At 56.4% G+C, this 17,857-nt stretch carries 18 protein-coding genes and 1 pseudogene; 6 read left to right on the top strand and 13 right to left on the bottom strand.

The window, feature by feature from the left end; translation table 11 throughout:
- Positions 1-14: 14 nt before the first annotated feature.
- Both ACEW72_RS09805 and ACEW72_RS09800 read right to left on the bottom strand, forming a co-directional pair.
- Positions 15-1,169, bottom strand: coding sequence for an acyl-CoA dehydrogenase family protein (locus tag ACEW72_RS09805; protein WP_373476195.1), 1,155 nt, complete (start codon positions 1,167-1,169; stop codon positions 15-17).
- Between the two features lie 79 nt (positions 1,170-1,248).
- Entirely contained in the window at positions 1,249-2,859 is a 1,611-nt protein-coding gene (locus tag ACEW72_RS09800; protein ID WP_373476236.1) for a spinster family MFS transporter, read from the bottom strand.
- A 239-nt stretch (positions 2,860-3,098) separates the two neighbouring features.
- Here ACEW72_RS09800 and ACEW72_RS09795 point away from each other — a divergent pair, with 239 nt between their 5' ends.
- On the top strand, positions 3,099-3,842 hold the full coding sequence (locus ACEW72_RS09795; protein WP_373476194.1) for a Bax inhibitor-1 family protein: 744 nt from the start codon (positions 3,099-3,101) through the stop codon (positions 3,840-3,842).
- A 144-nt stretch (positions 3,843-3,986) separates the two neighbouring features.
- A complete protein-coding gene (locus tag ACEW72_RS09790; protein ID WP_373476193.1) occupies positions 3,987-4,739 on the top strand; it encodes a hypothetical protein in 753 nt (250 codons plus the stop codon).
- Here ACEW72_RS09790 and ACEW72_RS09785 read toward each other — a convergent pair.
- Positions 4,726-5,154 (bottom strand): CBS domain-containing protein, encoded by a 429-nt coding sequence (locus tag ACEW72_RS09785; RefSeq protein WP_373476192.1) that lies wholly within the window; start codon positions 5,152-5,154, stop codon positions 4,726-4,728. The genes ACEW72_RS09790 and ACEW72_RS09785 overlap by 14 nt on opposite strands.
- Before the next feature lie 63 nt (positions 5,155-5,217).
- Between ACEW72_RS09785 and ACEW72_RS09780 the strand changes: the two genes are divergently transcribed.
- Positions 5,218-5,511, top strand: a complete 294-nt coding sequence (locus ACEW72_RS09780; RefSeq protein ID WP_373476191.1) for a hypothetical protein — start codon at positions 5,218-5,220, stop codon at positions 5,509-5,511.
- On the top strand, positions 5,508-5,903 hold the full coding sequence (locus tag ACEW72_RS09775) for an acyl-CoA thioesterase (protein WP_373476190.1): 396 nt from the start codon (positions 5,508-5,510) through the stop codon (positions 5,901-5,903). The genes ACEW72_RS09780 and ACEW72_RS09775 overlap by 4 nt, the downstream gene beginning before the upstream one ends.
- On the opposite strand, the gene ACEW72_RS09770 is transcribed toward ACEW72_RS09775, so the two are convergent.
- From ACEW72_RS09770 to prmC, 4 genes are all read right to left on the bottom strand, one after another.
- A complete protein-coding gene (locus ACEW72_RS09770; protein WP_373476189.1) occupies positions 5,900-7,468 on the bottom strand; it encodes a DUF4139 domain-containing protein in 1,569 nt (522 codons plus the stop codon). The genes ACEW72_RS09775 and ACEW72_RS09770 overlap by 4 nt on opposite strands.
- Positions 7,469-7,471: 3 nt before the next feature.
- Complete coding sequence (locus ACEW72_RS09765) at positions 7,472-8,860, bottom strand: DUF4139 domain-containing protein (RefSeq protein ID WP_373476188.1); 1,389 nt, start codon at positions 8,858-8,860, stop codon at positions 7,472-7,474.
- Positions 8,861-8,941: 81 nt separating this feature from the next.
- Positions 8,942-9,658 (bottom strand): DUF4167 domain-containing protein, encoded by a 717-nt coding sequence (locus ACEW72_RS09760; RefSeq protein ID WP_373476187.1) that lies wholly within the window; start codon positions 9,656-9,658, stop codon positions 8,942-8,944.
- 176 nt (positions 9,659-9,834) lie between these two features.
- Positions 9,835-10,743, bottom strand: coding sequence for a peptide chain release factor N(5)-glutamine methyltransferase (prmC, locus tag ACEW72_RS09755; RefSeq protein ID WP_373476186.1), 909 nt, complete (start codon positions 10,741-10,743; stop codon positions 9,835-9,837).
- Positions 10,744-10,877: 134 nt separating this feature from the next.
- Between prmC and ACEW72_RS09750 the strand changes: the two genes are divergently transcribed.
- Positions 10,878-11,477 carry a fasciclin domain-containing protein gene (locus ACEW72_RS09750; RefSeq protein ID WP_373476185.1) on the top strand — a complete coding sequence of 200 codons (600 nt, stop codon included), beginning with the start codon at positions 10,878-10,880 and terminating at the stop codon, positions 11,475-11,477.
- A 148-nt stretch (positions 11,478-11,625) separates the two neighbouring features.
- On the opposite strand, the gene ACEW72_RS09745 is transcribed toward ACEW72_RS09750, so the two are convergent.
- The 5 genes and pseudogenes from ACEW72_RS09745 to ACEW72_RS09725 form a co-directional block, all read right to left on the bottom strand.
- Positions 11,626-13,161 carry an alkaline phosphatase gene (locus tag ACEW72_RS09745; RefSeq protein WP_373476184.1) on the bottom strand — a complete coding sequence of 512 codons (1,536 nt, stop codon included), beginning with the start codon at positions 13,159-13,161 and terminating at the stop codon, positions 11,626-11,628.
- Between the two features lie 802 nt (positions 13,162-13,963).
- Positions 13,964-14,266: a type II toxin-antitoxin system RelE/ParE family toxin gene (locus tag ACEW72_RS09740; protein ID WP_373476183.1), complete on the bottom strand. Its 303-nt coding sequence runs from the start codon at positions 14,264-14,266 to the stop codon at positions 13,964-13,966.
- Positions 14,263-14,529, bottom strand: a complete 267-nt coding sequence (locus ACEW72_RS09735) for a type II toxin-antitoxin system ParD family antitoxin (protein WP_373476182.1) — start codon at positions 14,527-14,529, stop codon at positions 14,263-14,265. The genes ACEW72_RS09740 and ACEW72_RS09735 overlap by 4 nt, the downstream gene beginning before the upstream one ends.
- Positions 14,530-14,664: 135 nt before the next feature.
- Complete coding sequence (locus tag ACEW72_RS09730) at positions 14,665-15,306, bottom strand: hypothetical protein (protein ID WP_373476181.1); 642 nt, start codon at positions 15,304-15,306, stop codon at positions 14,665-14,667.
- 419 nt (positions 15,307-15,725) lie between these two features.
- Positions 15,726-15,946 (bottom strand): annotated as a pseudogene (locus ACEW72_RS09725) (hypothetical protein); the annotation flags it as partial.
- 82 nt (positions 15,947-16,028) lie between these two features.
- Between ACEW72_RS09725 and ACEW72_RS09720 the strand changes: the two are divergent.
- Entirely contained in the window at positions 16,029-16,574 is a 546-nt protein-coding gene (locus ACEW72_RS09720) for a hypothetical protein (RefSeq protein ID WP_373476180.1), read from the top strand.
- A gap of 6 nt (positions 16,575-16,580) precedes the next feature.
- Here ACEW72_RS09720 and ACEW72_RS09715 read toward each other — a convergent pair.
- Positions 16,581-17,857 (bottom strand): ATP-binding cassette domain-containing protein (locus ACEW72_RS09715; RefSeq protein ID WP_373476179.1); only part of this gene is annotated, 1,277 nt, incomplete at its 5' end.

The following is a 17,857-nucleotide window of genomic DNA, read 5'->3' as shown; positions in this document are numbered from 1 at the left end:
AAAATGCGGGGGTGTTAAAGCCCCCGACCAATCAGTTCTTTCATGATTTCATTCGTGCCGCCGAATATCCGCGTGACACGCGCAGCGCGCCACATACGGGCGATGGGATATTCATTCATATATCCTGCGCCACCATGCAATTGCAGGCAGGCATCAACGACTTCCCATTGTAATTCGGTGTGCCAGAGCTTTGCAGCTGCACCTTCTTCGGCGGTCAGTTCTTTTTTATAGTGGCGGTTGAGTGCCCAATCGAGATGCGCCCAACCCACCTGCAATTTGGATTTGATGTCAGCTAAAATGAAACGCGTGTTCTGAAAATCAAGCAATGGCTTACCAAATACGATGCGGTCGCGCGCAAAGGCAACGGTTTCGTCAAACGCCTTTTGCGTGCTGGCCATCGCAGAGACAGCGATGGAAAGCCGTTCTTGCGGCAGTTCGCTCATCAGATAGATGAAACCCTTGCCTTCTTCGCCAAGGCAATTGGTCATAGGTACGCGGACATCTTCAAAGAAGAGTTCCGATGTATCGGCTTCATCCATGCCGATCTTGTCGAGATTACGGCCCCGCTTGAACCCTTCGCGGTCGGACTCGACCAAAACGATCGACATGCCCTTCCATGCAGGTTGTACCTCGGTGTCTGTTTTGACGCAAACAAGGATGAGGTCGGCATTCTGGCCGTTGGTGATATAGGTTTTGCTGCCGTTGATGACATAATGATTGCCATCTTTGCGGGCCGTTGCCTTCATGCCTTGCAAATCGGATCCTGTGCCCGGTTCGGTCATGGCGATAGCGGTAATTACCTCGCCAGAGATCATCTTGGGCAGCCAGTGCTTTTTCTGTTCTTCGCTGCCATAGCTGACCAGATAATTGACGACGATGTCGGATTGGAGAGAGAAGCCAGTTGCCGCGCCGCCATAATAAGCCGACTCTTCGTCAACAATGGCGTTGTATCCAAAATCGAGACCCAGACCGCCATATTCGGCTGGCACGGTGGGGCATAGCATCCCGACTTCACCGGCTTTCGGCCAAATCGATTTGGGGACAATCCCGTCTTCCTGCCACTGCTTCGCGTTTGGCGCGACTTCTTTCAGCAGGAACTGACGCACCGACTGGCGGAATGCTTCATGGTCTTCATTATAGGCAGCACGCGGGATGGTATCGAGCGACATGGGACTCTCCGGAAATTATCAACAATGATGCTAGAGACAACAAGTTGACGTTAGGGTCAAGTAGAATTTAATCAGGCGATTAAATAGATTCTCCGGCGTCACGCGCGCGTTCGATGATGCTGGCTTCCGCTTTGGGGACAAGGCGATAGGCGAAGAAGAGTAATGTTACGGCAATTGGTGCTACTGCAATCAATGACAAGATGCCGACCCGCAAATTGCCGACCAGCTTGCCATCGACCATTGTTCCGGTCAGATCGGAAATCTGGCCCACCATATAAGGGCCAAAGGAAAGCCCCACGAGGGTCGTGCCGAGGAAAAAGGCAGCAGTTGCCGTGCCGCGCATGCGTGGCAGGACAAGATCCTGAGTGGTAGCCGCCGCCGCACCCAGCGCTGTCGCGCCCAGCATACCGGCTAAAAAGTTCATGATATAGAAGAGCATGGCATTTTCTGTCGTATAGCCGATCCATATCGGGACAATTGGTCCCACGACACCAAGCATGATGACCAAAATCCGGCCCGCCGGAATCTTGGTGCGTAAGGAATCTGCAATAGCGCCGCCTAAAATGACACCTAAAAATCCGCTCACCGCACCATTGGCACCTAAAAACAGCGCCAGTTCCTGCTTTGGCAATTTGAGGATGATTTCGGCATAGGGTGCTGACCAGAACGCAAGCGCATAAGCCGCCAAAGCGACTAGTCCGTAACCCAATGTGGTGCAAATAAAGGCAGGGGTTCCCCAAATCAGCCTGAAAGTCGCCGGGTCCTTGGCCCGCAAGGCCGATGCCCAAGAAAAGACGGCATAATAACCGAAACCGACAGCTGACCATTGCGGAAAATTCCCGGTGAGTTGTATCATCCAATAAGCAAAAGCGGCGATAGCCACACCGGTCATAATGTTTATGACAAGGGCCGATGTCCCGCGTTGCCATGCGCCAATTATCGTAAACGGTGGCACGATCATTGAAAGGTCGCTGGCAAATGCGCGGAATGGCGCGGGTGAACCCTGTGTATCCAAACCGTCCATCGCCCCGCGTTTGGGTTCACGCAAGGTTGCAACCCACAAAGCGACAATGACGCCGGGAATGCCGACCGCCAGAAATGCAGCTTGCCACCCCACCAGACCCAAGGGTCCGCCGTCGGGATAGGCTTGGTTCCATGCCTTGACGATCAAGGCACCGATAAACAGCGATACCCCGCCGCCAATATACAGACCTGATGAATAGATGGCCAGCGCCGTGGCTCGTTGCCGTTTAGGAAAATAGTCGGAAATCAGCGAGTAAGCGGTCGGACTTGCCGTCGCTTCACCAACGCCGACCCCCATTCTGGCCATTGTGAGTTCCACCTGATTGCGGGCAAATCCCGACAACGCGGTCATAAGCGACCATAAGGCCAGGCCGATGGAAAGCAGTTTCACGCGGCTCCAATTATCCGCCAGTCGTCCCAGAGGGATGCCGAACAATGCGTAAAAGACGGCAAATGCGGCGCCTCCCAGAAAACCCATGTCGGAATCGGTCAGCCCAAGGTCGGCCTTTATATCGACGGCGAGGATACTCAGGATCTGGCGATCGATGAAGTTGAGTATGTAAACAACCACCAAAACACCCAGCACATACCAGCTATAACCGCTGGCTTCGGGTAAGGGCGTAGTGACCTGACCGGCTTCAGCGTTCGGCTTCGCGCTTTCAACCATATCACTCACATCTCTCTCCTTTGTGGCTGTTTTCGCCGAATATTATCATGGCTAGCAGAACAAAATTGCCGTGCAACCTGAATTGCCATTCAACTTTGCAATGCCTTGTGATGCCCTGCCATGATGGATTTTGCAATAAATCCCAAAACGCCATGTCGTGTTTTGCTTGAAATTAGAGCAATTTCATCCAATATTGCGGTCATGCGGCTATGGTGCCGTGTTTTGAGGAGAATTTAGTCATGGCACAGTGGTCCGATCCACGGGTAACCGGGACCCAGTCAAGTCTTGCAGGTGTAGGCACGCAAGCCGGTGATGTCGCTCTCGACGCCGGTCTTCGCGCGCACATGCTCAAGGTTTACAATTATATGACCTCGGGCGTCTTGCTGACGGGCATTGTTGCAATGCTTTTCGCGCAGACCGAATTGGCGCAAAACCTAATGCTGAACCCAAGCCTTTTGAGTTGGGTCATCATATTGTCTCCTATGGCGATCGTTTTGGTGATGAGCTTTGGTCAAAACCGTTTGTCCACACCGGCATTGCAGGCAATGTTCTGGGCGTTCGCAGTTTTGATGGGCCTTTCCCTTTCGCGCATTTTCATGATGTTCACCGGCGAATCGATTGCCCAGACATTTTTTGCAACAGCTGCCGCTTTTGCGGGTCTTAGCCTTTGGGGCTATACCACTAAAAAGGACCTTAGCGGTTGGGGAACGTTCCTGATCATGGGTGTCGTAGGTCTTCTTGTTGCATCCATTGCAAACATCTGGCTCGCATCCGACACGATGCAGTGGGTCATTAGCGCCGCCGGCGTTTTGATTTTTGCAGGTCTTACCGCATATGACACCCAAACCATCAAGAGCATTTATTTGCAGGTGCGGGGGTCCGACATGGTTGGCAAAGCGGCGATCATGGGCGCGTTGAACCTGTATCTGGACTTTATCAATATGTTCCAGTTTCTACTCAGCTTTTTGGGTAACCGCGAATAAAAGTCACCTTCGGTTAAGGTTGAAAATATAAATATGGCCCGGCGGGAAACTGCCGGGCCTTTTTTTTACGCGCCTTGTCGAACACGGCTTTTCTTTGGCCACAAAATCCTGTTTTGAAGTCTGAATTTGGTTGGAGATAATGATATGCGTCGCGGTTATAAAAATGTTGCGGCTATTATATTTACAGTGGCAACCATTTCCGCCTGTGCGCCGGTTCCAAAGCAAGTCGTGGTCGCGCCTCCTCCACCGGTTGTAGTTCCGCCTCCGCCACCTCCGCCCGTCATGCCACGTCCACCCGGCGGAGCGGCCACTTCGATGCGCGTTCCTGCTTTGGGTCTGGATGGGGTTCGTATTACGCCCAATAGGGGGCTCAGCCGTGACGAACAAATATGGCATTTCCGGTCGGCGCTAAACGTAGCGGCATTGAATTGCCAGGGACCGGTCTGGAGCCAGATTGCAACGCACTATAACAAGTTCATCATTACGCATAAGGTGCAATTGTCGAAAAGCAGCAAAACCGTCGATCGTGAATATGTCGCCAGATATCGCGGTCAGAATGGACTTCGTGTCCGGGACACCAAGTTGACGGATCTCTATAATTATTTTGCATTACCGCCAGTGAGGTCGGAATATTGCGATACGGCCCTTCGCAAAGTGACTGAGGCAAACACAGTACCGGTCGCAGCTTTCCCCGAATATGCGATGGGTGGGCTGAATGATCTGGACGGCGTTTTTATCCGCTTCTTCGACGCTTATGCCCAATATGAGCGCGATCTGGTCGACTGGAATATGAAATACGCGCCCATTCCGGCCATTATGTCAACGCCAAGTCCAGTGACATCGTCCTCGACCGTTTCCCAACCATCTGCGGTGCAAACGACTACTAGGCCATACTGATATAGTCACGCATGGCCGCCGCTTCGGCTTCGATTTTTTCGATACGGAATTTTACGAGATCGCCAATTGAAACAAACCCCGTAAGGCGGCCCTGATCGACGACCGGCAAATGGCGGATACGGCGACGCGTCATCAGGGACAGTGCGGAAAGTATCGCAGAATCTGACGTCACCGTAATTGCCGGTGCGGTCATCGTTTCGCCAACGGTTTTTGCCAGAAACGCAGCGCCGTGCTTTGCGACGCCATACACAATATCGCGTTCCGAAAAAATGCCGACAACGGCCGGACCGTCAATAACGGGCAAAGCGCCAATACGGTTCTCCGCCAGTCGGGCAACGACTTCGCCGACGCTTTCATGCGGCTTGGCTGAGAATACATCCCCGTTTCGCCCACTTAAAATCGCTGTAATTGTCATCACCGCTCTCCTGTCATCTTGCCCATTCTTGACTTTACAGCATAAAGAGCGCTTCGCAAGAACATGCCTCGACCCTCTCGCCTCGATGACCCCGAATATGCCAGCTTTGCGTGGAAACGCTATTGGCGTTTGATGCGCTGGATGCTTGTGGTCACTGTGCTTGTTACCATATTGGTGCTCGGGACTTTCTGGTGGAATAACGGGATGGTTTCGATCCATTTTTTCATCGCGACTGCCGGTGCGATTACGGCGTCAATCATGTTGACCGCAGCCCTCATGGGACTGGTGTTCCTTTCCAGTGGATCTGGCCATGACGAGTCGGTCGAAGATCCGTTTGAAGAGGAAGCCGACCGTTGAGTGACAATGTTCGTAATCTGCCAAAGCGTTCCGATCCGGTTTTAAGGGTCATTCCCGGGCCGGGCGATATCAACGCAAATGGGCATATATTTGGCGGATGGGTGTTGGGTGTCATGGATCAGGCCGGTGGCATCATCGCAGGCCGTGTGTCGCAGGGCGCGTGTGCAACCGTTGCAATTGAGAAGATGGAATTTATTGCGCCGATTTTGTTACGTGACATTATCTCCGTCTATGCCAGCATCGAACGGCGCGGACGGACATCGATGGGAATCCGCATCGAGGTTATTGCAACACGGGAACGGGGGCAGCAGGAGGTCAAGGTGACCGAAGGGTTGTTTACTTTTGTAGCTCTCGACGAAAATCACAAGCCACGGCCGCTACCCGAAAGTTAATTACGCTCCAGTTTCAATTCATATATGAGCGTCGCGCTATCGTTGCCGGCGACTGATGTTTTCCATGTCGGGACACCGTCGATTTTGGGTGCGGCCTTAGATTTGTCGCGTAGCTCATAGGGTATCTCGACTTCGATATTGACGGGCGAACTGCGTGCATTGGTAATTTTGATTTCCCAACGCTGATTATCGGCCTTTTCAGATTGTGGCTTCACCTGAATGCGGACATCTGCGGAACTGCCGACAGCGATTTCTACATCTTCACCAATAGCGCGATCCTTGAGCGTTGTTTCACCAGTGAGCAGGGGGCCATGTTCGCTGTTTTCGAAAATCATCATCTGGCCTTGAGGCATGGGCAGCCCGAGACCTTTTTCGGGGGTATTTTTGCCACGCAACATGAGCGTCATGGGCGTGCTTTGCATGGCATAATTTTGAACTGAAGCGCCATAATAATGTGTGAAAGCTGCGCCTGGTTTGACTAGCATGGCGACCTGTTTCTGGCCCTTGGCATTGACCGTAACCGGCTCCGGAATGCGATAAAGTTTGAGATCGCCCAAATCTTCCTGTTCGGCAACCATTACTGCAACGGGTGCGGCAGAAGCAAAGGACTCCCGTCGCATTTTCTGCGCAGTTACGATGATGTTGTCGCTCTCTTCATCCATATAGGCGATCGGGGCAGGTGGCGAAGGTGGAGAATGCGGGAAATAACCCGGGCGGTAAGGCACTTCATGTGTACGCTGTGTCGGCCAGCATTTCAGACTTAGTCCGCCGCCTGCTGGCCGTGCCTGTGGACCGCGCGCAACGCGATTGGGCTTTCCGGCGATTGCCATCGTGTTGGCATTGACGAAACTCTGATTCCCGCCATTAGCCAGTGTAAGCCAGGCAAACAGATCTACCTTACCCGCCCCGCCCGGACCCCGCTCCTGCACTTGCGCGATATAGTTGGCTTCCCAGTCAAATCCGGCGGCCAGATAAGTCAAACTCACTTTGACCGTTGCAGCGCGATCACTTTGCGTGATGACCGAAAGCGTCGGTTTTGCCGATAGATTCTGAGGCAGATTTGCGAAGGCCATGCGTTCTGGAAGACCGGTACAATGCAAGGCTTCATAGCCGTCGCCGGTCTGCAGAATGACGGCCCCGCCCGGCGCTGATGTAATCATTGCCGGATACTCGCGCGTTTTTCCTGTCGCCCGTTGGGTGCGGGTAATCGTCACTTGCCGTTTCAGGTAGGCGTCCACCAGACCCAATGGCGACAGCAGCCGTGCATCTCGGTTCTTTTCTTTGACGCTTTTGGGAAGGCCCGTGACAATGGCGCTTTCGGGGAACATCCCTTCGGCGACGCCTTCAAAGCGTATGACACTTTCCCCCGCAGGAATATTGAGTGTGCGCGTTTCCGTAACTAGGGCGTAGCCGGTGGGCCAATTGGGATCAATTGGCTGCCCTCCATATTTATCGCCACGGTAAACGGCAAGGGAGACCGCTTCGGGTTCAGCTGAAACCACGACTGTCTGTGCCGCGACGGGGACCGCGGACAGCAGGATGAATAGGGCAGTCAGCCCACGCACAGCTTAGTAACGGCTGTCGAAAGTGGCGGTCACGGTCGCCTTGCCATTTGCCGCCACCGGGACACTCCATTCGATGCGGTCGGCAGATACGCGTTTGCCCTCCTGGCTTTGCTCGCTGATCCGCACATCGCCCCACAGCCCGTTTTGGCCAAGGTCAACGGTAATGGCATTTCCGCGCGCGTTGGTGATTTCGTAGCGCATACGGGTTTTCCAGCGGCTGGCATTGATCCGTGTGCGTTCCTCCACGACGGTTTTGACTTTGACGTCAAAGGCTTCGCCGGTGCGGATCGACATGGCGCTGCCCATCGGTGTTGCCTCGATCTGGCTTTCGCCGATGAATTGCGGGTCGCCACGTTTGTCGCGCATATAGACCCGCATTGTGCCCGATGGGAGTTGGTCGCCAAGCCCACCGCCTTTTGAGGTGGAGAATTTCAAGACGGATGCCGCGCTTGCCGCCTCATTTGTGGCCAGCCAACCATTGTTGAATTCATAAGTGTTACGCGCTGGAGCCGATTTTACATCGAGAAAGCTGACCTGTTTTTGCTGTGCATTCGCAATCGTTGTGCGCTCGCCAAGCGGGTAGAGATAATAATCTCCCAAACGCTCACGGTCGTTCGATTCTGTGCCCGCTTCGTCGATAGTGCCTGTCGATCCATTATATGGCGTCTGATACACGCGGCGATTACCGCCTTGATTGGGGTTGCCCGCAACGAGCAGCACATCGGCGCTGGCATAGTCGGTGCCTGTATTGTTGGTGAGCGTGACCCAGCCTTGTACATCGATAGTTTGCTTTGCATCATCGAAGAGCGTCACATAATCCGACGTCCAGCCAAGACCGGGTGTAAGATACGTCAATGTCGTTGGGGTCACCCCCCCCTTTGATTCCAGTGTCACTGACAATGTCGGACGCGCACGCAGGTTTGGCGGGACCTTATCGAAGATGACCCGCACCGGAAGCCCGTCATCGCGTAACACCTCGATGGTCTCGCCAATTTGCAGAACAACCCCGCCATTGGCCGCAAGAACCTTGGCACGGAGACGTGATTCTGCGCCGGTGGCGACATTTGTTCGCAGCAGGGTTACCGTTTGCCCCACTGCCTTTTCCATCAGTTTGGCAGGGGTCAGCAAGTCATAGTCGAAATTCTGTTCGACAATGCCTATTCCGGGTCCTGTCAGGGTCACCGTTTCGGCGCGGATTTGTGCAGAAACGTCGGGGAATTCCTGTTTGGAGCGGCCCGACGGCAGGTTCATTTGCCTTGTATCCTGCACAAGGCTTTGGCCGTTCTGATAGATGGTGACCGCGACGTCGCCTTGCGCGCTGGTTACGTCACCCTGTGCACACAGGGGCGCTGCGATGACGCATCCCATTCCCAAAAGCAGCAAATGGCGCATTTCATCTCTCCCCCGTTACAGACTATTGGAGAGTTAGCTAAATTTTACCAGATGACCAGATGCTTAACGCAGGGTCGGGATTTATTCCGCCGCTGTCGCTGTTTCCTCGTCATTTGCCGATTTGGGGCGGCGTGCGCGGGGCTTGCGGGCTGGTTTGACAGCTTCGACCTCGACATCAGTGTCTTCTGAAGAAGCAATGGCGATCGAAGGCGGCAATACAGCAAGATCCAACCCTGCAGGTTCGTCGTCATTCACTTCGCTATGGTGACGGCGCGGGCTGCGATTGCTATCCCGATTTCCGACGCGATCACTCCGATTGGTACGCTCTGGGCGATCATTCCGGCGCGGGCGATTGTCGCGTGATTCGCGGCGGGGCTGCTCTTCAGCTTCTTCCGCATTGTTCTCAGCTTCGCTCTCGCGCTCTGCATTTTCGCCAGGATCCATCTCGTCATAGCTGCCTTCGCGATCCTGATCGCGCCATTCGTCACGAGGGCGGCGTTCGCCTTGCTGATCCTGACGCGTCTCTTGACGGCTGCGGAAATCGGCGAGGACGCGGAAATAATGGTCGGCAAATTGCAGATGATATTCGGCGTTTACACGGTCACCGTTAAACTGTGCATCCTGTGCCAGTTTCTTGTACTTTTCCAGCATCTGCGCCGCGTTGCCGCGCGCACGATTGTCAATCTGGTTCTGATAGTCGAAACCGCTGCGATTGTTGTTTTGCTGCCGGTTGTTGTTGTTGTTACGACCGCGACGCCGGTTGTTGTTGCTCTGCTGCTGCCGGTTGTTGGTGTTCATCAGGATTTGCCCTGTCCTCTGCTTTGCATATTTCTGTTGCCTGGTGCTTCCCTGAACCCAGTCTTTCGGGTTCGATCAAGATCCGTCCCGATCTTAAAATTTTCCATCTGCGCTGGGAGGCGGCTTCGCATGAAAGGCCCGGATCGAGGCGTTTTTGCTGCGATGCACTATGCGTCCTAGCCGTTCATATCCCCGATTCCAAGCGAAAAGCGCAAGGCGCGTGGTTTGCCGGCTAGATCGCGGCGCATTTCAGTGGATAACCCCGAATTGCTTGCCAAATCGCTAACGGCCTCAGCCTGTGTGTGGCCGATTTCAAACACGGCGATACCACCGGGCGAGAGCATCGATGACAAATGCGGGACAAGAATGCGGTAATCGTCCAGCCCGTCCGGGCCTGCAAACAGGGCCGCATGTGGCTCATAGGCGGCAACCATGGCGTCCAGACCGGCATCTGTTTCGACATAAGGTGGGTTGGAGATGATGAGGTCAAACTGCCCAAGGTCGCTGCTCCAGGCTGGATCGGTCCAACTGCGGTGTATCCATTGGGACCGTGGTTCCAACCCCAGCCGGGCAGCATTCGCCCGCGCCACGGCTAAGGCTGCAGAACTTGCATCCATGCCGACGCCGCTGGCGTCCGGAAAGGCCGACAGACATGCGAGCACAAGCGCGCCTGAGCCTGTACCAAGGTCCAATAAGCGCGCCGGGCCTGTTTCGCCGACCGCTTTGGCGCCTTGGAAATATTCGACCGCGACATCGATCAAGGTTTCGCTATCAGCCCGGGGGATCAAGACATCGGGCGTGACGACAAGGTCCAAATCCCAGAAAGCCTGCCGACCCGTAATATAGGCGACGGGTTCATTGCGTAACCGGCGATCCGTCATATCCGTCAGGCTCGGCGGTGTTTCGAGGTCGGTCAGCCGGAGCAGCATCTGCGACCGTTCCAAACCGAGCGCGTGCGCCGCCAGCAATTCGGCGTCGAGGCGCGGGGTGGTGCTGACCTCTGCCAGATGAATGGCGGTTTCGCGCAATGTGTCGGCCAGATTACCCATCACTTCTGCCCATAGCGTGGATGCGGGGCGGTGCAAGTTGTCTCATGCAGGGCACAAGATTCGATGAGCCGGTTTTTACAGGCGATTTTTTTGTTGGACCGATGCAACCTTTTGCCCTGCTCCTACGTTACTGAATACCGAGGGGTAGTCCTTCCAAAGGAACCATTTTTATGAACACCGCAAAAATCGCATTCATTACCACTTTGTCAGCATTGTCGCTGGCCGCATGTTCCAACGAAACTCCTGCCGATCCGGTCGCAACCGACACCGAAGTCGTGCAGGACGACACCGCTGGCGCCAATATGGTCGCGCAGGCACCTGTTGGTGACCAGACCATTGTTGGCTTGGCACAAAGCAATTCGCAGGCTTCGACGCTTGTGTCTGCATTGACCGCTGCCGGACTGGTGGAAACGCTCAATGGCGTAGGACCTTTCACAGTCTTTGCCCCGACCAACGATGCTTTCGCCAAGGTCGACAAGGCCACGCTGGACGGTTTGATGAAGCCGGAAAGCAAGGCCAAGCTGGGCGAAATCCTGAAATATCACGTCGTGTCCGGTAACGTGAAGTCGGGCGACCTCGCCCAGCTGATCACCGCCGGTAACGGCACCGCCACCATTAAGACGCTGAACGGCGGAAGCCTGAAGGCCAGCATGGATGGCGACAAGATCGTCCTGACCGACGCCAAGGGTGGCAAGTCCACCGTCACCGGCCCGGACATGATTGGATCGAACGGCACCATCCACGCCGTCGATACGGTCGTTATGCCCTGAGTTTTCAGGCTCCCCTTTTAAAGGGAGCCTGAAAATAAAGTCCTCCCTTTCCCCCTAGCATGTTGGGTGGACTTAAAGACCCCGTCCGGAATGGTGCCTCCCTTCCGGGCGGGGTTTTTGTATCCCCGCCGCGTTAAGGCTCCTCGTCTTACAAGCCCAGTGCCGCACGCATGATGTGGAAGATCGTGTTCTGCTCGATCGTGCCCTTGAACAGATGCGCCTTTGGCCCCGCCGCCCGCGCCACGACATCATCGCCGCCATGGGTTTCGGATGACAGGCCGACCAGCGACTGCTGACGATAATTCAGCGCCCCTGTATCTTCCTTCGAAGGATCAGGCCGTTCGGTGGCGGAAACTGCGCCCGGGCCGTTGGCATAGCCCAGGGTCGTATAGGCCTTGCCGTCCTTGGCCAGCGTCGGTGTGCCGATCGGCGCCGACACCACGCCCAGTATCGGATTGCCGCGTTCGGGATAGCCAGCCATCGTGAAAGCGTGGCTATGGTCCGATGTCACGACGATCAGCGTATCGCGCAGGTCGACGCTGTCCATCGCCGCCTTCAACGCCTGATTGAGCGCGACCGTATCCTGCAGAGCACGGCGCGCATTGCCGCCATGGTGCGCGTGGTCGATGCGTCCGGCCTCGACCATCAGGACATAGCCTTTCCGGTTTTTCGACAGCATCGCAATCGCCTTGGTCGTCATCTCGGCGAGCGAAGGCTCCTTGCCTCCAGCCGCCGTCCGGTCAGCCTCGAACTGCATATGCGAAGGCTCGAACAGGCCGAGCAGCTTGCTGGTTTTCGTCGGATCGACCGCGGCAAAGCTTTCGCTGTTCCATACATAAGCGCCATTCGGGTTGGCGGCCTTCCAGACGGCGGGCAGGTCCTTGCCATCGGCGCGCTTGCCCTTCGCGTTGGGATATTCAGGATCAGCCACCGTCGCGGGAATGAAATGCTGACGCCCGCCGCCGAGCATGACCTCAAGTCCGTTGCCATGCGGCCATTCGATCATCTGACGCGCGATGTCGGTGCAGCCTGCGGCCTTCGCAGCGTCGGGCATATTGGCATCCACCTCCCAGTCGCGCTGCGCCGTGTGGGCGTAGGTCGAGGCAGGAGTGGCGTGGGTGATCGTCGCGGTGGAGACGATGCCGGTGGCATAGCCCTTGTCCTCGGCCATCCCGAACAGCGAGGGCACCTTGAACGGAGCCGTTGCGGCGCAGTCATTCTCGATGGCTTCTGGCCCGACGCCGATCACGCCGTTCTTGGTCTTGATCCCGGCAACGATGGCCGTGGCGGTCGGCGCGCTGTCGGCGACCTGCGCATCATGCGAGTAGGTTTTGACCAGAGCAGTGTGGGGCAGACGGTCCATCTCGGCGACATAGGATTCGCCGTCGAGGCCAAGCTGCTGCCCTTCGAAAATGCGGCCAGCGGTCAGCGTGGCAACGCCCATGCCGTCGCCGATGAAGATGATGACATTACGCGCCTTGCGGTTGTTGGGCCTGTCCGCGATCAGGCGCTTTAGCTCGGCCTGACCGGCTTTCAGATAGCCGTCGCTGGTGGTGACCGGCGGTTTGGCTATGGCGGCGGGGGCAGGGGGGGTGGCAGGGGCGGTCTGGCCCAGCGCAGGCGCGGCGATCAGGCAGGTCGCCAGCAACAGGGAAGACGATTTACGCATTGCACTCTCCTTCATTACCCACCGGCGGCGTTACAGAAAAACATGACGCCCGCGTGACATACGCCCGCTTACACCGGCGCATTTGCCTTGGCGAGCGTGGCGTTCATAAAGATACAAAAGATACGCAAAACGAAGGTGAAAATGGATACTTTGTTGCTTTAACTCAGCGGGGCAGAAGGTGAAGGCGACGGGGAGACAGGCGCGGTCATGGTCGGACGCTGACATCAGAAGTCCTACATTTCAAGGGCCAGTTACCAGCGGACATAAGAAGGGTTTGGCGGATTGGGGGTGGGTTGGGAAGGGGGTTTTGATTGTGCTAATTAGTATTGCGTCCCCGGAATTTCACGACAGCAGGAGTTCCCGAAGTTGACACTAAGTTGACAGGTAAGCGCCTGTCGGGAGGCAGCTGACGAAGCGCCATTTCCGCTTCGCGCGCAGATGCCGGAATTCTTCGCCGTCGGCCAAGCGGGGGGATCAACGGGTTCAAAGAACATGCACCCCGCAAAGGCGGGCAGCGATGAGAACATTACAGGAACATTGCTGACAAGTCAAGCACTATCCATTTGTAATGGCGCTTTTGTTCGGCGGATTGCGGCTTCAGCTCCTTCACCTCGCCATCGACCCGGAAAGGACCTTGGCGAGGGCTGCAAAGATAAAGATACAAAAGGCACGCAAAACGGGCCTGAAACTGTATCCGTTGTTGCTTTAAGCTAGGAGCGGGGGAGCGAAGCGTCGGAGCAGATGCGCGCGCAGTCATGCGGGCAGGGTGGCAAGGGTTTGCCTACAATTCGATGGTACGTTCTGGCAAAATCCGCCTTCACGTAAACACACCACCCAAGTCGCGTCCGGCATGGGCGATGGCAAGAATTTCGACTATATCGTCCAAGACTTGATAGGCGATCACGGTACGACGGCGGTAGGGGATTGTGCGGACACCTAGTGCCAGATCATCCCGCGCCGTTCCGCGTTCGGGATAGGCGGAAAGCGCTGCGGCGTGCGCCTCTATCTTGCTCACATATTCATAGGCAGTATCGGGATCAACCTGTTCCGCAATCCATTCATATAATGCCAGCAAATCGCCACGCGCCTGTGGCCGCCACGTAACGTTGTAATTCTTCACACAGATTTGCGCTTTTCGTGGACTGCTTTGAGCTCGGCAAAAACATCAGACTGCGGTATTGAGGGGGCTGGGTCAGCCAGTGCCGCCTGTACCTTTCCCTGCAATATTGCATCGAGAGCGGCTTCTTCCCGTTCCAACGCCCGCAAACCGGCGCGAACCACTTCGCTCACCGAAGCAAAACGCCCCGATGCCACCCGCGATTGCGCCATGTCCGTCAATGGGCCAAGGGTTACGGTGACGGGCTTTGTGGTTCTGCTGTACATGGGCGAAGTGTATGACATTGTCATAGCTTTGGCAAGGAGCGGGTTTCACTGCCTTGAATCGCTGATGTCTGCTAATGGGAAATATGATACGAAAGCGGACTTTCCGGAAACGACAACATTGCAGACAGGACCGGATCAGTGCTTTGCGTTATCTAGTTCTATGTCGCGACGAAGCCGATCGGCTTTCCGGATGACGCTGTCATTCGCGGCCCGCAGCTCGCGCAACTGTGCGACGTAGGCGCGAAACTCAGGCTTAAGCCGCCCATCCACCCAAGCGTCTGCCTGGTCGGGATCTAGCCCGAAGACAAGTGTCTCGGTGACGGCGTTGTAGCGGAGGTAGCGGTCCCCAACAGAGTTTAACTCATTGTAAAATGCAGCCAAACGCCAAACCATATCAGGCTTCAGGGCTTTCAAGGCACCCGTCGACATGAGCCCGTCCCAGATTTGGGTTGGGGGCCCTTCACCACCCGGCTCACGGTAGACGGGTAGTTTAGGCTGGTCGCCTCGCGCCACACCGTCGTCGAAAACACGGAGCTTATCGGAAATTGCACGGCTTATTCCGCGTCCATGCGTGGCAACGCTCCCAAATGTCTGCCCCACTGCGACAACCACTGTTGATCGATAGCGCGCTTCTTCGGCCTCCTGCCGCCAATTCTCTATTGCAAAAGCGGCTGTGACACCAATGAACACAACCACTAGCTCAAACGCGAACTTCCCAAAAAGACCGCGATGCTCTCCGTAGGTGGTCGCCAGAAGTCGCCGCAACGATTTGATCATGCTATTCCCCCGCTCTTGGTTCGTACTGTGACAAAAGCCGCGCAGCCATCCCAACTGCTGTTTATTCTGAATTGCGCTGGTATGTAAAGCAGTGGCGGGCATTAGACAGGCGCTCTCCGCAATCTAGGTGAAAGGCGGTGAACCTCCCGCCGACTAGATGCGACCGGCGGCTAAACGCCAATGCCGCTTGTTCGAAAAGATCCCCCTAGCAGTTGTGAACGCACGACCGCTTTTGGGATCGTGTAGCAGGTCGCTAAACATGTTCATTTGGCGCGAAGCTGTCGTCGCCAAAATTGTATGAATGACTGCTACTGGCCTCAACCTCCTGAAAGCTGCCTGTCCGCAAACCACAACTTACCGGTCATTAACCCAAGCTGCATAGCGCGCTGATAGCCGACATTCGTTCAGGGACCGAATAGCTAACCCTTGCCCAACATCGGCTTCAAATAATGCCCCGTATAACTCGCGGGCACTTTCACCACATCTTCCGGCGTACCCTCGGCCACAATCTCCCCGCCGTTGACCTTCGGTCGCCTGACGGCCCGACACCACCCTCCGGCCCCAGGTCGATCACCCAGTCGGCGGTCTTGATGACGTCGAGATTATGTTCGATCACCACCACGCTGTTGCCCTGTTCGACCGCCGGTAAAGCACGTTGACCTGTTTGCGCCAAACCAAAAACAAGTTTAGTGCGCGATACAAGGCCAGACCGGGGGCATATCATGAGTGGGTTCGAATTTATCTTTACGCTGTTCGGCTTGCTGCTTGGGCTGGCGCTTGCCGAAGGGTTGGGCGGGCTGGCGCGGGCTTTGAAGGCGAGCCATCGCGTTCGCATCGGTTGGCCCACCGCCTTGCTCGGGCTGTTCGTGTCGTGCGATGTCGTCACTTTCTGGATGTACGGCTGGGCGGTGCGCGATCTTTTGCCGGTCAACTGGCCGACTTTGTTCGGCGGATTTGTTGTTACCGCGATCTATTTCGTGTCGGCTTCCCTGGTGTTCCCCGATGGCGACTGGGAGGCGATCGACGCGCATTTCGAGCGGCACTACCGCACGGTGCTGGCCGGTGTTTTCGTCTGCAACGTCGTCTTGCTGGGCGCGGTGCTGGTGCTCACCGGCTTTCCCGCCGCGGCCGATGTGCGGACGTTCGTGATCACATGGTCGTTCTTTCCGGTGTCGCTGATCGCGATATTCGTGCGCGACCGGCGGGTGGTGATGGGCTGCCTTGTTGTGTTGATCGCGCTTTATCCGCTTTCGGCGGTGTGGGTTTAGGTCGGGTTACTTCGCCTTCGCCAACATCGGCGCGAGATAATGGCCGGTGTAGCTGCGCGGCTCCTTGGCGACCTGTTCCGGAGTGCCCTCCGCCACAATCTCCCCGCCCTTGACGCCGCCTTCCGGCCCCAGGTCGATGACCCAGTCCGCGGTCTTGATGACGTCGAGATTATGTTCGATCACCACCACGCTGTTGCCCTGTTCGACCAGGCGGTGGAGGACTTCCAGTAACTTGCGGACATCCTCGAAATGCAGGCCGGTGGTGGGCTCGTCCAAGATGTAAAGCGTCTGGCCGGTGCTGCGCCGGCTGAGTTCCTTGGCGAGTTTGACGCGTTGCGCTTCGCCGCCGGATAGTGTCGTTGCCTGCTGCCCGACCTTGACATAGCCAAGCCCTACCTCGGCCAGCATCGCCATTTTGTCGCGGATCGGGGGGACGGCCTTGAAGACCTCGACCGCGTCCTCGACCGTCATGTCGAGCACGTCGGCGATGCTGAGGCCCTTCCATTTGACCTCCAAAGTCTCACGATTATAGCGCTTGCCGTTGCATTCCTCGCAGGTCACATAGACGTCGGGCAGGAAGTGCATTTCGATCTTGATCAGGCCGTCGCCGCTGCACGTTTCGCAGCGGCCGCCCTTGACGTTGAACGAGAAACGCCCCGGCTTGTAGCCGCGCGCCGCGCTTTCGGGCAGCTGCGCGAACCAGTCGCGGATGTTGGTGAACGCGCCGGTGTAGGTCGCAGGGTTCGACCTTGGCGTGCGGCCGATGGGTGACTGGTCGATGTCGATCACCTTGTCGCAATGTTCGAGGCCGGTGATCTTGTCATGCGCGCCCGCGATGACGCGCGCGCCGTTCAGTTGCCGCGCCGCCGACGCGTAGAGCGTGTCGATGGTGAAGCTCGACTTGCCTGAACCCGACACGCCGGTGATGCAGCAGAAGGTGCCGAGCGGGATGCTCGCGGTGACGTTTTTCAAATTGTTGGCGCGGGCGTTGTGGACGGTCAGCTTTTTCTTGTTGCCCTTGCGCCGCGTCTTGGGGACCGCGATTTCGCGGGTGCCGTTGAGATAATCGGCGGTGAGCGATTTGGCCTTGAGGATCGTTTCCAGCGTGCCTTCGGCCATGACAGTGCCGCCGTGGACGCCAGCGCCGGGGCCGAGGTCGACCACCCAGTCGGCGGTGCGGATTGCGTCTTCGTCATGTTCGACGACGATGACGGTGTTGCCGAGGTCGCGCAGGCGGCGGAGCGTGGCGAGCAGGCGGTCATTGTCCTTCTGGTGCAGGCCGA

Origin of the sequence: Sphingorhabdus sp., assembly GCF_041737645.1 — a bacterium.
Lineage (GTDB): Bacteria > Pseudomonadota > Alphaproteobacteria > Sphingomonadales > Sphingomonadaceae > Sphingorhabdus_B.
This window is presented reverse-complemented; position numbering and strand designations above follow the sequence as displayed.

Coding starts and splice junctions, on each gene's coding strand:
- ACEW72_RS09805 (WP_373476195.1), bottom strand. CDS start 1,169: ATGTCGCTCGATACCATCCCGCGTGCTGCCTATAATGAAGACCATGAA.
- ACEW72_RS09800 (WP_373476236.1), bottom strand. CDS start 2,859: ATGGTTGAAAGCGCGAAGCCGAACGCTGAAGCCGGTCAGGTCACTACG.
- ACEW72_RS09795 (WP_373476194.1), top strand. CDS start 3,099: ATGGCACAGTGGTCCGATCCACGGGTAACCGGGACCCAGTCAAGTCTT.
- ACEW72_RS09790 (WP_373476193.1), top strand. CDS start 3,987: ATGCGTCGCGGTTATAAAAATGTTGCGGCTATTATATTTACAGTGGCA.
- ACEW72_RS09785 (WP_373476192.1), bottom strand. CDS start 5,154: ATGACAATTACAGCGATTTTAAGTGGGCGAAACGGGGATGTATTCTCA.
- ACEW72_RS09780 (WP_373476191.1), top strand. CDS start 5,218: ATGCCTCGACCCTCTCGCCTCGATGACCCCGAATATGCCAGCTTTGCG.
- ACEW72_RS09765 (WP_373476188.1), bottom strand. CDS start 8,860: ATGCGCCATTTGCTGCTTTTGGGAATGGGATGCGTCATCGCAGCGCCC.
- ACEW72_RS09760 (WP_373476187.1), bottom strand. CDS start 9,658: ATGAACACCAACAACCGGCAGCAGCAGAGCAACAACAACCGGCGTCGC.
- ACEW72_RS09750 (WP_373476185.1), top strand. CDS start 10,878: ATGAACACCGCAAAAATCGCATTCATTACCACTTTGTCAGCATTGTCG.
- ACEW72_RS09745 (WP_373476184.1), bottom strand. CDS start 13,161: ATGAAGGAGAGTGCAATGCGTAAATCGTCTTCCCTGTTGCTGGCGACC.
- ACEW72_RS09735 (WP_373476182.1), bottom strand. CDS start 14,529: ATGTACAGCAGAACCACAAAGCCCGTCACCGTAACCCTTGGCCCATTG.
- ACEW72_RS09730 (WP_373476181.1), bottom strand. CDS start 15,306: ATGATCAAATCGTTGCGGCGACTTCTGGCGACCACCTACGGAGAGCAT.
- ACEW72_RS09720 (WP_373476180.1), top strand. CDS start 16,029: ATGAGTGGGTTCGAATTTATCTTTACGCTGTTCGGCTTGCTGCTTGGG.